Here is a 12,187-nt window from a genome sequence, read left to right on the forward strand (position 1 = left end):
GAGGGCATGACGCCCTCCGACTCGATTCCGTCCGACCCCTCCGCCGACCTCGGCCGCTCGTTCGGCTCCGCCGTCGACGCCTACGATCGCGGTCGCCCGGGCTACCCGGACGACGCCGTGGACTGGGTCGTCGCCCACGCACCCGCCCGGGTGGCCGGCGCCTTCGTCCCCGAGCGCGCGCGGGCCGCCGGAGCGGACGCCTCCGACCGGGTGCGCGCCGCGGATCTCGGGGCCGGCACCGGCAAGTTCACCGCCTCGCTCGTGGCGCGCGGGCTCGACGTCGCGGCCGTCGAGCCCGACGCGGCGATGCTGGCGCGGCTGGCCGCGCAGCTGCCGGCGGTGCGGACGCTGGCGGGGACGGCGGAGGAGATCCCACTGCCGGACGCCTCCGTCGAGCTGGTCACCGCCGCGCAGTCCTGGCACTGGGTCGATGCCGGGCGGGCGAGCGCCGAGGTCGCGCGGGTGCTGGTCCCGGAGGGCGTGCTCGCGCTGGTCTGGAACATCCGCGACGAGTCGGTGCCGTGGGTGCGGCGCCTCGGCGAGGTCGCCGGCTCGTCCACGGCCGAGCGCTTCGAGACGGTGCAGCCGCCGCTCGGCTCGGCGCTCGAGCGCGTCGCGTACGCGCAGTTCGAGTGGGAGCACGAGCTCGACCGGCCGGCCCTGCTCGACATGTTCGCCTCGCGCAGCTACGTCATCGCGATGCCGGAGCAGGAGCGCGCCGCGGTGCTCGCCGCCGTCGCCGAGGTCGTCGACGCCCTGCCCGGCGACCGCCTCGCCATGCCGTACACGACCCGCGTCACGATCGCCCGCCGCGCGGCCTAGCGGACGCCCCAGCCGTTCCGGCGCGTGGAGTGCCTGCAGTCGAGCGGAGCACGCGGTCCGTGGGCGCACCATGCTGGTCGAGTAGCCGCGAAGCGGCGTATCGAGACCCACGTCTGCAGAACGGTGGATCTCGATACGCCCGCTGCGCGGGCTACTCGATCAGCATGAAGACGCGCGCTGCTCGATCGGCATGGATACGTGCGGAGCATGCGGGCGGCGGGCCCACCACCATGCTGGTCGAGTAGCCGCGCAGCGGCGTATCGAGACCCGCGTCTGCAGAACGGTGGATCTCGATACGCCCGCTGAGCGGGCTACTCGATCAGCATGAAGGCTCGCGGAGCACGCGGGCCGCCAGCCCACCACCATGCTGGTCGAGCAGCCGCGCAGCGGCGTATCGAGACCCCGCGGTCAGACCTCGTTCGGGTCGCCGCCGACGCGGCCGGCGCGCTCGAGCGCGGTGATCGCGTCGCGCTCGTCGTCGGTCAGCTCGAAGCCGAAGACGTCGATGTTCTCGATGATGCGCGCCTTCGTCGACGACTTCGGGAAGACGATGTGCCCGCGGTCGAGGTGCCAGCGCAGCACGACCTGCGCGGGCGTGACCCCGTGCGCCTCGGCCGCGCCGGTGATCACCGGCAGCTCGAGCAGCGGGTACTTGCTCTGCCCGAGCGGGCCCCAGGCCTCCGTCGCGATGCCGTGCTGCGCACCGAACGCGGTGACCGTCGGCTGCTGGTGGTACGGGTGCAGCTCGATCTGGTTGACGGCGGGCACGACCTCGGTCGCGCCGAGCAGGCGCTCGAGGTGCGGCACGAGGAAGTTCGAGACGCCGATCGAGCGGGTGCGGCCGGCGGCCTGCAGCTCCTGCATCGCCTCCCAGCTCTCGACGTAGCGGTCCTGCTGGGGCTTGGGCCAGTGGATGAGGTACAGATCGACAGCGTCGAGGCCGAGCTTCTCGAGGCTCGCGTCGAGCGCACCGGCGGCGGTGTCGCGGCCCTGGTCGTCGTTCCACAGCTTCGTCGTCACGTACAGCTCGTCGCGCGCGAGACCGGAGGCGGCGATCGCCCGGCCCACGCCCTCCTCGTTGCCGTAGATCGCCGCGGTGTCGATGTGCCGGTAGCCGGCCTCGAGCGCCTCGGCGACGATGCGCTCCGTCTCGGCGGGGTCGACCTGGAAGACGCCGAACCCGAGCTGCGGGATGCTCGTGCCGTCGTTGAGGGTGAGGGTGGGGATGCTGGTCATCGCTCCACCCTGCCACCGGCCTCCGACACCGCGCACCCGCTTGCGCCGAGCGGCCGGCGTCGGTGCGGACGACTACCCTCGAAGGGCGCTGGCGACAGCGCACCGATTCGAGGAGGACCGCACGTGAGCATCATCGCCGCCGCAGACGGATCAGCGCTGGGCAACCCCGGCCCCGCGGGCTGGGCCTGGTACGTCGACGACGAGCGCTGGGCGGCCGGCGGCTGGTCGCACGGCACGAACAACATCGGCGAGCTCACCGCGGTGCTCGAGCTCCTCCGCGCCACGGCGCACGAGAGCGAGCCCGTGCACATCCTCTGCGACAGCCAGTACGCCATCAAGGCCTGCACCGAGTGGCTCCCGGGCTGGAAGCGGAAGGGCTGGCGGAAGGCCGACGGCAAACCCGTGATGAACGTCGAGATCATCAAGGCGCTCGACGAGGAGCTGCAGGGCCGGGCCGTCACCTTCGAGTGGGTGAAGGGCCACGCCAACCACCGGATGAACGAGGCCGCCGACGTGCGCGCCCGCGCCGCGGCGACCGCCTACCAGCGCCGCACGGCCGTCGACGCCGGCCCGGGCTGGCCCGGCGCGGCGCCCGCGCAGACCCCCGCCGTCGAGACCGAGGACGCGCCCGCCACGCTGTTCTGATCCCGCGGACGCGGACGTGCGCCGCGGCCCGCTCAGGGCAGCCGCAGCAACCCGGTCGCGACGAGCTCGCGCACCCGCGGCAGCACGGACTCGCGCACAGCCGTCTCCTCGACGTGCAGGAGCGACGCCACGGCGGCCGCGATCGCCGCGACGGACAGCTCGCCGTCGCAGGCGCCGACGACCGCGGCGAGGGCGGTGTCCGCCTCCTCGACCCGGGCGAAGCCGCCGCCCTGGCGCAGCCGCAGCACCGTCGGATCGTCGTTGCCCGGCCAGTAGTGCCGCTCCTCGGTGACGTCGCCGGCGACGACCAGCGCGAGCCGGGCCAGCTCCTCGTCGTCGAGCGCCGAGAGCGCCTCGAGCGCGTCGAGGCAGTGCGCCAGGTGACCGCCGAGCCCCGCGGTCGCGACGGCCGCGTCGAGCCGCTCCAGGCGCCGGATCGGCGGGCGGGCCGCGGCGGGGAGCCGCAGGGTCACGTAGCCGAAGCCGACCCCGGTGACGCCGCGCCGCTCGAAGTCCTCGAGCCAGGCGTCGACGAGCGCGTCCGACTCCGCCCCGCGGGTGGTGCCGCCGTCGCGGATCCAGGTCTCGGCGTAGATCGCCGGGTCCTGCTGCTCGCGCTCGACGATCCAGACGTCCAGCGGCGACGCGGTGCCGTCCATCCAGGCCGCGAGCCCGGCGGGTCCGCGCTCGAGCGCCTGCTCGAGCGGACTCCGGCCGTCGGCCAGCCAAGCGCGGACCCGGTCGAACGCGTCCTCCCCGGCCCGGTACTCCCAGTTGCCGAGGAGCTGGGCGACGCCGCCCGGCACCAGGTGCTCGGCGGCGCCGACGATCACCCGGCGGACGATCTCGTCGCCCTCGAGTCCGCCGTCGCGGTACTCGTAGGACGGAACGCCCGCGGTCCGCGGCGTGATCACGAACGGCGGGTTGGTGACGATCTGGTCGAACCGCTCCCCCGCCACCGGCTCGTAGAGGCTGCCGTGCCGGAACTCGATCGAGTCGATCCCGTTCAGCGCCGCGTTGAAGGCGGCGATCGCCAGCGCGCGGTGCGAGACGTCGGTCGCGACGACGCGGTCGGCGTGCCGGGAGGCGTGCAGCGCCTGGATCCCGCAGCCGGTGCCGAGGTCGAGCACGCTGCCGACCCGGCGCTGGATCATCAGCCCGGCCAGCGTGAGGCTCGCGCCGCCGACGCCGAGCACGTGGTCCTCGTCGAGCGGCCGGCCGAGCGCCAGCTCGCCGAGGTCGGAGGCGATCCACCAGGAGGCCGCGCCGTGCAGGTCGACGAGGTCGTAGGGCCGCAGGTCGAGGGCGGCGGTGACGACCGCTCCCGCCTCCGAGCGCACGAGCCCGAGCTCGAGGGCGCCGTCCAGGCCGAGGGTCGGGAACGCCGTCTCCGCCTGCTCCGTCGGCACCGGATCGGCGAGGAGGAACAGCCGGGCGAGCGTGGCCAGCGGACCGCTGTCACCGCCGCGCTCGAGGGCGCGGCGGGCCGGGACGCGGTCGCCGCGGTGCAGCGCGTCCCCCGCCGCCTCGCCCCAGAGCTCGCGCACGGCGTCGACGCGGTAGCGGGCACGGGAGAGATCGTCGCCGAGGAGCGCGATGCGGGCTCGGTCGAGCTGGTCTGCTGGCTGCACCGCTCCATCCTCGTGCACGCCCCGAGCGCGCACGACGCAGCGGCCGTGCAGAACATCAGCGGAGAGCAGGGTTCATCCCCGCTCGGCGATGAAGCCCCCTGCCCGCTGATGTCCTGCGCGCCTACGATCGACTCATGCCCCTCATCGGAGAATACGAACCGAGCACGTCCGCCTGGGCCCGCGAGCAGGCGGAGCTCTACGAGGCGACCGGCGGAGCGGAGGGCAATCTCCTCCGCGGCAAGCCGATCATCGTCCTGACCACCGTCGGCGCCCGCAGCGGCAAGCTCCGCAAGACGGCGCTGATGCGCGTCGAGCACGAGGGCTCCTACGTCGTCGTCGCCTCCAAGGGCGGCGCCCCGGAGCACCCGGTCTGGTACCTGAACATGGTCAAGGAGCCGCACGTCGAGCTGCAGGACGGACCGGTGAAGAAGGACTACACCGCGAGCGTCCTCGAGGGCGACGAGCGCGCCGCCTGGTGGGAGCGCGCGGTCGAGGCCTGGCCCGACTACGCCGAGTACCAGACGAAGACCGACCGGCAGATCCCGCTGGTGCTGCTCACACCCTGGTCCTGACCGGACCGCGCCTCAGTCCGCGTCGGCGGGAGCGGCCGGTTCCTCGGATCCGGGCGCCCCGCCGTCCGCGGGCGGATCCACCCGCGCCGCGATGAGCGCCAGCACCCGCGGGTGCGACAGCAGCACGAAGTGCCCGACCACCGACACGGCGATGTTCTCGCGCGCGCCGGCCAGCCGGCTTCCCCCGGGGATGTACTGGTCGCGCATCCCGTAGATCGAGACGATGCGCCGGTCGGCGTCGCGCTCGGCCAGCAGCGTCCGGATGACCGGCCGGTGCGGCCCGAACTCGCGCAGCGCCCGCGCCGGTGCGATCCGCGCCAGCGGTGAGCCGTTGAACGGCGTCGAGACCGCGATCATCCGGTCGATCCGACCCTCGTCGCGGTCGTCGACGACCATCATGTGCTTGCCGATCAGCCCGCCCTTGCTGTGCGCGACGACGACGACGCCGCGCAGGTCGTGCTCCCGCAGGTACTCCTGCCCGAGCGCGGCAGACGCGACGATCGGCCGCGTGTTGTAGCCGAGCGCGGGCAGCACGTGGATCGGGTGCCCCGCCGCGTGCAGCCGGTCGGCGATCGGCCGCAGGAACTGCCAGGTCTCGTAGATGCCCGGGATCAGCAGCACCGGCGCACCGTCGCCCGAGGCGTAGCGGGAGACGTCCCAGCCCTCGCGCAGATGGGTGAAGCGCGACCCGTAGGCGTAGCGGTAGTCGCGCAGGTACGCCGCGCGGAGCGAGGAGGAGGAGCGCCGCGGGCGCCCCCGCTCACGCCCCGGCATACGCGGCTTCGAGGGCGGCGACGTCGATCTTCGACATCCGGAGCATCGCCTGCAGCGCGCGCGCCGCACCCTCCCGGTCCGCCCCGCCGAGCACGGTCGCGAGGGCGGTCGGCACGATCTGCCAGGACAGCCCCCAGCGGTCGCGGAGCCAGCCGCAGCGGCTCTCCTCGCCGCCGTCCGCGATCAGCGCGCTCCACAGCCGGTCGACCTCGGCCTGGGTCTCGACCGAGACCTCGATCGAGACGGCCTCGGTGAAGGGGAAGCGCGGGCCGGCGTTCATCGCGCGGAAGAGCTGCCCGTCGAGCTCGAACGTCACGACCGTGACGGTGCCCGGCGCGGGCGAGCCGTCCGGCAGCACCTCGGTGCTCAGGATCCGGGAGTTCGGCACGAGCTCCGTGTAGAACTCCGCCGCCTCCTTCGCCTGGTCGTCGAACCACAGGAACGTGCTGACTGCACCCATGCCGGCCTCCTCGTCGATCCCCAGTGTGCCCCTCCGCGCCCCCGAGGGCAGGAGCGAGCGATCCCCCGCAGCAGCCGGGTCAGAGCGGGTTGACGCCGAACGCGGTCGCCAGCTTGTCGATCTTCTTCGCCCGGCCCAGGCGCGGCAGGTCGCTGCCGTCGCGGATGACGCGGCCGCGGGCCTCGAAGTCGTCGAGGAAGTCGCGCGCCCACGCCACGTCGGACGGGGTGGGGCTGATGACCTCGTTGATGACGGCGAGCTGCTCGGTGTCGAGGCAGAGCTTGCCGGTGAGGCCGAGCGAGACGGTGAGCGCGGACTGCTCGCGCAGCACGGGGTGGCTGTTCGAGACGGTGGGGCCGTCGATCGGGCCGGGCAGGTCGCCGATGCGCGAGGCGACGACGAGGCGCGAGCGCGGGTAGGCCATCGCCAGGTCATCGGCGCTGGTGCCGGTGTCGCGGCGGTAGTCGCCGCTGCCGAAGGCGAGTCGGAAGGTGCCGCGCGCGCGGGCGATCGAGACCGCCTCCTCGATGCCGAGGGCCGACTCGACCAGGGCGAGCACCGGGGTCGAGCCGCCGAGGCGGTCGAAGGTCTCGGTGACGTGCTCCCCCGCCTCGGTCTTCGCGAGCATGACGCCGGCGAGGCCGGGCAGCCCCTTCAGCGCGTCGACGTCGTCGGACCAGAACGGGGTGGAGTGGTCGTTGATGCGCACCCAGGCGCGCTTCTCACCGGTGAGCCAGGCGGCGACGTCGGCGCGGGCCTCGGGCTTGGCCTTCGGGTCGACCGCGTCCTCGATGTCGAGGACGACCTGGTCGGCGCGCGAGGCATGCGCGGCGTCGAAGGTGTCGGTGCGGGTCGCGTTGACGAGCAGCCAGGAGCGGGCGATCTCGGGGGCGACGTCGCGCCCCTTCCGCTTGAGGCCGGTCTCGCCCGAGGGGGTGGGGGCGGGGGTGGTGGGCAGCGTCACGTGAGCAGGTCCTTCCGGTGGCGCGGTCTTCGCACCGCGAGCCCCGCCGCTCAGCGACGGTGCCGGGGTCCAGGGTAACGGCTCGGCGCGGAGCGGCGGCGTCAGCGGCGCTGCCAGAGCGTCGTCGTCGCGGTGGGCACGGTCGTGGCGGGACCCGCCTCGAAGCCCTCGTCCGCGAGCCAGTCGAACGCGCCCGGGTCCGCGGCGGGCGCGGCGGCCCAGACGCGCTCCTCGCAGGCGAGGGCGGCCCGCAGCGCGTTGCCCTCGAGCAGGACGTCGGAGTAGGTGCCCGTCGTCGCGTAGGACCGCTCGAGCGCGACGTCGTCGAGGCCCGCGAACGCCGCCGGGTAGGCCGCGAGGGCGATCCGCGGCCGCAGCGACACGGTGCCGCTGTCGCCGAGCAGGAACGCGTCGCCCGGGCGCGCGCCGTCGCGGACGGTCTGCGCGAGGGCCCGCAGATCCTGCCCGGCCGGCTTGCCCGTCTCCGTCCGCATCAGCACGAGGGCGGGCAGTGCGGCGACGGCGAGCGCGCCGACCAGCACGGCCGCGGTCACCGGCCGCCAGGAGGCGAGGGCCAGCCCGAGCGCCATCGCCAGCGCGGGCGAGCTGAGGCTGAGGTAGCGCGGCGTGAACATCGGCTCGATCAGCGCGGTGCCCAGCAGCAGCACCGCGGCGGGCAGGAGCAGCCACACCGCGAGGACGGTGACGAGCACAGGGCCGAGCGGCGAGCGGAGCGTCGGCGAGCGGCGCCCCTGCCCCCGTCCGGCCCGGACCGCCGCGACGACCAGCAGCCCCACGGCGAGCGCCGCCAGCCACCAGGCCGAGCCGAAGAACGACTCGACGACGACCGTGTAGGCGTTGACCGGCTGGGTCCGCAGCCAGCCGATCTGCCCGCTCTGACCGGCCGCCGTCAGGATCACCGGACTCGCGACACCGATCGACAGCACGGCGCCGAGCAGGCCGGCCCCGAACCCCCGCCCGCGCCGCGGCGCGACACCCGCCGCGAGCAGCACGAAGGCCGGCAGCACGAGCACGCAGTAGAGGAAGACGGCGTTCGCGAGCCCCGCGACCGCGACGAACGCGACCCAGCGCAGCACCCCGCCGTCGCGCGCCGCGCGGACCACCAGCACCGCCGCCCAAACGACGAGGGCCGTGGCGAGCGCCGAGGAGCGCGCCTCCGTCCCGTTGAACGACGTCCGCGGCAGCAGCACGAACACGGTCGCCGCGAGCAGCGCGGCCCGGGGCCGGCCGAGCGAGCGGAGGAGCACCAGCACCCCCGCCGCCCCGGCCCCCGCCGCGAGAGCGGACGGGGCCCGCACGGCGAGCTCCGACTCCCCCGCGATCGCGATCCAGCCGTGCATCAGCAGCGCGTAGACGACGTGCACCGCGTCCTTCTGCTGCGCGAAGGCGAGCAGCTCGGGCAGCGGCAGGCGCGCGAGGCGCAGGGTGGCGGCCTCGTCGTTCCAGTAGGAGGGGATCCAGGAGCCGAGCAGCGTCAGCAGCGTCGCGACGACGAGCACCGCGCCCACCGGGACCGATGCGGCCCGAGTCGATGCGGCCAGAGTCGAGGCGGCCCGCGCCGACTCCGCCCCGCTGCCCCTCGCCCACCGCACCGTCCCACCGTAGAGGCGACGGGCGCGGCTCAGAGCCCGGCGCGCTCCGCGAGGCCGACCGAGAAGGCCGCCTGTCCCGCGTGCTGGGTGTCGTCGTCGATCACCGAGACGAGCCGGACCGCGAGGGTCACCGGCGGGTCCCAGTCCTCGTCGACGACGCGGGCGAGGTCGGCGTCCTCGAGCGTGCCGAGGTAGGCGAGCGTCTGCTCGTGCACCGCGTCGTGGTACTCCGCCAGCAGCGCGGCGGGCACCGCGGCGAGCGCCGCGACCTCGGCCGGCTCCATCCCGTAGCCGTTGGTCTCGGGAGGGAACGGCAGGCCGGAGCGCTCGTGGAAGCCGCCGGAGATCCAGATCTGCTCGCGGCCGGCCAGCGGCGCGAGGTGGTCGTCCTGCACCCGGGTGAGGTGCCAGACGAGCCAGGCGGCCGAGTTGGCCTGGGCGTCGGCGCGGAAGCCGAGCCGCTCGGGGGTGCTGTCGTCCAGAACGGAGTGCACGGTGCCGTGCACTCGGTCGAAGGCGTCGCGGAGGAGGTCGATGGCTGCAGTCATCCCGCCAGTCTCGTCGCCCCGTCCGCCGGGCGGCACCCCCTGAGAGCGCTCAGAGCATCCCCGGAGGCGGGTGCCGGATACTCGCAGCGTGACCCCCGGAACCTCGAACCTGGCGATGAAGCCCTGGCTGTCCTCCTACGCGGAGGGCGTCCCGGCCGAGATCGACACGCCCACCCAGACCCTCGTCGATCTGCTCGAGGACTCGGTGGCCCGCTACAGGCGCGGCATCGCGCTCGAGTTCTTCGGCGCCGAGACGAGCTACGCCGACCTCGGCGAGAAGGTGGCGCGGGCCGCGGAGGGGCTGCGGCGCCTCGGCGTGCGCGCCGGCGACCGCGTCGCCCTGGTGCTGCCGAACTGCCCCGAGCACGTGATCGCGTTCTACGCGGTGCTGCGGCTCGGCGCGATCGTCGTCGAGCACAACCCGCTCTACACCCCGCGCGAGCTGCGGCGGCAGTTCGAGGACCACGGCGCGCGCGTGGCGGTGGTCTGGAACAAGACCGCCGACGTGATCGCCGCCCTGCCCGCCGATCTCGGCGTCGAGCGCGTCGTCTCCGTCGACCTCACCGAGTCGTTCCCGCTCGCCAAGCGCCTCGCGCTCCGCCTGCCGCTCGCGAAGGCCCGGGAGGCGCGCGCCAAGCTGACCACGACCCCGCGCACCCGCTCGCTGATCCCCTTCGACCGCCTGCTGAAGAACCGCCGCATCGCCCGCTCGCACCCGCGCCCGGCACTCGGCGACACCGCGCTGCTGCAGTACACGAGCGGCACCACCGGCACCCCGAAGGGCGCGATCCTCTCGCACGCCAATCTCCGCGCGAATGCGCTGCAGGGCCAGGCGTGGGTGCCGGGGCTCCGCGAGGGCGACGAGACCTTCTACGCGGTCCTCCCCCTCTTCCATGCCTACGGGCTGACACTCTGCCTCACCTTCGCGATCAGCATCGGCGCGAAGGTCGTGCTCTTCCCGACCTTCGACGTCGGGCTCGTGAAGGCGGCCGCGAAGACCTCGCCGCCGACCTTCCTGCCGGCCGTGCCGCCGGTCTACGACGCTCTGGCCCGCGCCTCCGAGCGGCACGAGCTCGACCTCCGCGGCATCCGCTTCGCGATCTCGGGGGCGATGAGCCTGCCCGTGGCCACCGTCGACCGCTGGGAGCGCGCCAGCCGCGGACTCCTCGTCGAGGGCTACGGGATGACCGAGAGCTCGCCGGTCGCGCTGGGCAACCCGGTCGGCCCGAGCCGCCGACCCGGCACCGTCGGCGTCCCCTTCCCGAGCACCCGGATCCGCCTCGTCGATCCCGCCGATCCCTCCGTCGACCGCGGGCCGGGCGAGTCGGGCGAGCTGCTGCTGCAGGGGCCGCAGGTGTTCCAGGGCTACTGGAAGCGCCCCGACGACACCGCCGCGACCCTGCTGCCCGACGGCTGGCTCCGCACCGGCGACATCGCCACGGTCTCGGCCGACGGCTTCGTCACGATCGTCGACCGGGCGAAGGAGCTGATCATCACCGGCGGCTTCAACGTCTCGCCGTCCGAGGTGGAGGGCGTGCTGGAGTCGCATCCGGACGTCGTGCGCGCCGCGGTCGTCGGCCTGCCCCGCGCGGAGGGCGGCGAGAGCGTCGCCGCGGCCGTGGTGCTGCGCGCCGGGACGGTCGTCGAGACCGAGGCGCTGCGCGACTTCTGCCGGCTGCACCTGACGGCGTACAAGGTGCCCAAGCGGGTGGTGACCGTCGACGCGCTGCCGACGTCGCTGATCGGCAAGGTGCTGCGCCGCGAGGTGCGCGAGAACCTGCTCGGCTGAGCGGTCCCGCTCCCCGCGCGAACCGATGAAGGAGGACGACATGGCCAGGATCGTGCAGTACGCCCGGAACGGCGGACCCGAGGTGCTCGAGGTCGTGGAGGTCCCCGAGCCCGAGGCGCCGGAGGGCGGTGTGGTCGTCGCGATCCGCGCGGCGGGCGTGAACCCGATCGAGTGGAAGATGCGCTCGGGGGTGCGGCCGGGGCCGCCCTTCCCGCGCCGCCCCGGCTCGGACGGCGCCGGCGTGATCACGGCCGTCGGCTCCGGGGTCTCCGGCTGGAGCGTCGGCGACCGGGTGATCGTGAGCGGCGCGAGCGGCACCTACGCCGACTCCGTCGTGGTCGCCCCCGAGAGCCTCGACCGGCTCCCCGAGGGCCTCGGCTTCGAGGAGGCCGCCGCGCTCGGCGTCCCGATCAGCACGGCCTACCAGGCGGTCGTCTCGCTCGGTGTCGCGGAGGGCTCGGTCCTCCTCGTGCACGCGGGAGCCGGCGCCGTCGGCCAGGCCGCCGTGCAGTTCGCGGTGCAGCGAGGCGCCCGGGTGATCGCGACGGCGAGCCCGGGCAACCACGACCGACTGCGCGAGCTCGGCGCCGAGCCCGTCGCCTACGGGGAGGGACTCGAGGAGCGCCTGCGCGCGGCCGCTCCGGGCGGAGTGGACCGCGTCCTCGACGCCGCGGGCACCGACGAGGCGCTCGCCGCCTCCCTCGCCCTGGTGAGCGACCCGCAGCACATCGGCACCGTCGTCGTCGGCGCCCGGGCAGCCGAGCTGGGCATCCGCGCCTGGATGGGCGGCAGCCCCGTGCCCCTGACGGAGGAGGAGAAGGCGCTGCGCCGCGAGGGCATCCCGCGCGCCGCGCAGCTCGCCGCCGACGGCCGCTTCTCCCTCGAGCTCGGGCCGCGCTTCGCCCTCGAGGACGTCGCCGGGGCCCACCGCCTCAGCGAGGCCGGCCATCCCCGCGGCAAGATCCTCCTCGTCCCCACCCCGCCGACCGAGTAGCCCGCGCAGCGGGCGTATCGAGATCCCCGCGCCGGCGAGACCGACGTCCCTGGGGTGGTGGGTCTCGATACGCCCCTGCGGGGCTACTCGACCAGCAGAGTCTGCGGACGTCTCCCTCAGGGCGACCCGCTCCAGCATG

Annotated in this window: 12 protein-coding genes; 5 read left to right on the forward strand and 7 right to left on the reverse strand. The window is 74.4% G+C overall.

Features of this window, described 5'->3' with window-relative positions:
* The first annotated feature begins 6 nt into the window (after positions 1–6).
* Positions 7–822, forward strand: coding sequence for a class I SAM-dependent methyltransferase (locus tag HQQ82_RS05305; RefSeq protein WP_173231973.1), 816 nt, complete (start codon positions 7–9; stop codon positions 820–822).
* 408 nt (positions 823–1,230) lie between these two features.
* On the opposite strand, the gene HQQ82_RS05310 is transcribed toward HQQ82_RS05305, so the two are convergent.
* The gene (locus HQQ82_RS05310; RefSeq protein ID WP_173231974.1) at positions 1,231–2,058 is read right to left on the reverse strand and encodes an aldo/keto reductase; all 828 of its coding nucleotides are present in this window, start codon (positions 2,056–2,058) and stop codon (positions 1,231–1,233) included.
* A gap of 123 nt (positions 2,059–2,181) precedes the next feature.
* Here HQQ82_RS05310 and HQQ82_RS05315 point away from each other — a divergent pair, with 123 nt between their 5' ends.
* Positions 2,182–2,703 (forward strand): ribonuclease H, encoded by a 522-nt coding sequence (locus HQQ82_RS05315; protein ID WP_173231975.1) that lies wholly within the window; start codon positions 2,182–2,184, stop codon positions 2,701–2,703.
* 32 nt (positions 2,704–2,735) lie between these two features.
* On the opposite strand, the gene HQQ82_RS05320 is transcribed toward HQQ82_RS05315, so the two are convergent.
* On the reverse strand, positions 2,736–4,334 hold the full coding sequence (locus tag HQQ82_RS05320; protein ID WP_173231976.1) for a methyltransferase: 1,599 nt from the start codon (positions 4,332–4,334) through the stop codon (positions 2,736–2,738).
* A 134-nt stretch (positions 4,335–4,468) separates the two neighbouring features.
* Here HQQ82_RS05320 and HQQ82_RS05325 point away from each other — a divergent pair, with 134 nt between their 5' ends.
* Entirely contained in the window at positions 4,469–4,906 is a 438-nt protein-coding gene (locus tag HQQ82_RS05325; protein ID WP_173231977.1) for a nitroreductase family deazaflavin-dependent oxidoreductase, read from the forward strand.
* Positions 4,907–4,918: 12 nt separating this feature from the next.
* Here the strand turns inward: HQQ82_RS05325 and HQQ82_RS05330 are convergent, their stop codons facing one another.
* The 5 genes from HQQ82_RS05330 to HQQ82_RS05350 all read right to left on the reverse strand — a co-directional run bounded on the left by HQQ82_RS05330 (position 4,919) and on the right by HQQ82_RS05350 (position 9,265).
* Positions 4,919–5,680, reverse strand: coding sequence for a triacylglycerol lipase (locus HQQ82_RS05330; RefSeq protein ID WP_173231978.1), 762 nt, complete (start codon positions 5,678–5,680; stop codon positions 4,919–4,921).
* Complete coding sequence (locus HQQ82_RS05335) at positions 5,667–6,140, reverse strand: VOC family protein (RefSeq protein ID WP_173231979.1); 474 nt, start codon at positions 6,138–6,140, stop codon at positions 5,667–5,669. The genes HQQ82_RS05330 and HQQ82_RS05335 overlap by 14 nt, the downstream gene beginning before the upstream one ends.
* Positions 6,141–6,219: 79 nt before the next feature.
* A complete protein-coding gene (locus tag HQQ82_RS05340) occupies positions 6,220–7,098 on the reverse strand; it encodes a CoA ester lyase (RefSeq protein WP_173232349.1) in 879 nt (292 codons plus the stop codon).
* Between the two features lie 107 nt (positions 7,099–7,205).
* The gene (locus HQQ82_RS05345) at positions 7,206–8,717 is read right to left on the reverse strand and encodes a glycosyltransferase family 39 protein (protein WP_173231980.1); all 1,512 of its coding nucleotides are present in this window, start codon (positions 8,715–8,717) and stop codon (positions 7,206–7,208) included.
* Between the two features lie 29 nt (positions 8,718–8,746).
* A complete protein-coding gene (locus HQQ82_RS05350; protein ID WP_173231981.1) occupies positions 8,747–9,265 on the reverse strand; it encodes a DUF664 domain-containing protein in 519 nt (172 codons plus the stop codon).
* Between the two features lie 88 nt (positions 9,266–9,353).
* On the opposite strand from HQQ82_RS05350, the gene HQQ82_RS05355 reads away from it, so the two are divergent.
* Positions 9,354–11,054 (forward strand): long-chain-fatty-acid--CoA ligase, encoded by a 1,701-nt coding sequence (locus HQQ82_RS05355; RefSeq protein WP_367947823.1) that lies wholly within the window; start codon positions 9,354–9,356, stop codon positions 11,052–11,054.
* Between the two features lie 40 nt (positions 11,055–11,094).
* On the forward strand, positions 11,095–12,048 hold the full coding sequence (locus HQQ82_RS05360) for an NADP-dependent oxidoreductase (protein WP_173231982.1): 954 nt from the start codon (positions 11,095–11,097) through the stop codon (positions 12,046–12,048).
* The last annotated feature ends 139 nt before the right edge of the window (positions 12,049–12,187 follow it).

The organism is Rathayibacter sp. VKM Ac-2856, from assembly GCF_013205055.1.
Lineage (GTDB): Bacteria > Actinomycetota > Actinomycetes > Actinomycetales > Microbacteriaceae > Rathayibacter.

Excerpts from the sequence above, each read along its gene's own strand:
- HQQ82_RS05310 (WP_173231974.1), bottom strand. The coding sequence starts at position 2,058 with ATGACCAGCATCCCCACCCTCACCCTCAACGACGGCACGAGCATCCCG.
- HQQ82_RS05360 (WP_173231982.1), top strand. The coding sequence starts at position 11,095 with ATGGCCAGGATCGTGCAGTACGCCCGGAACGGCGGACCCGAGGTGCTC.
- HQQ82_RS05350 (WP_173231981.1), bottom strand. The coding sequence starts at position 9,265 with ATGACTGCAGCCATCGACCTCCTCCGCGACGCCTTCGACCGAGTGCAC.
- HQQ82_RS05305 (WP_173231973.1), top strand. The coding sequence starts at position 7 with ATGACGCCCTCCGACTCGATTCCGTCCGACCCCTCCGCCGACCTCGGC.
- HQQ82_RS05335 (WP_173231979.1), bottom strand. The coding sequence starts at position 6,140 with ATGGGTGCAGTCAGCACGTTCCTGTGGTTCGACGACCAGGCGAAGGAG.
- HQQ82_RS05325 (WP_173231977.1), top strand. The coding sequence starts at position 4,469 with ATGCCCCTCATCGGAGAATACGAACCGAGCACGTCCGCCTGGGCCCGC.
- HQQ82_RS05330 (WP_173231978.1), bottom strand. The coding sequence starts at position 5,680 with ATGCCGGGGCGTGAGCGGGGGCGCCCGCGGCGCTCCTCCTCCTCGCTC.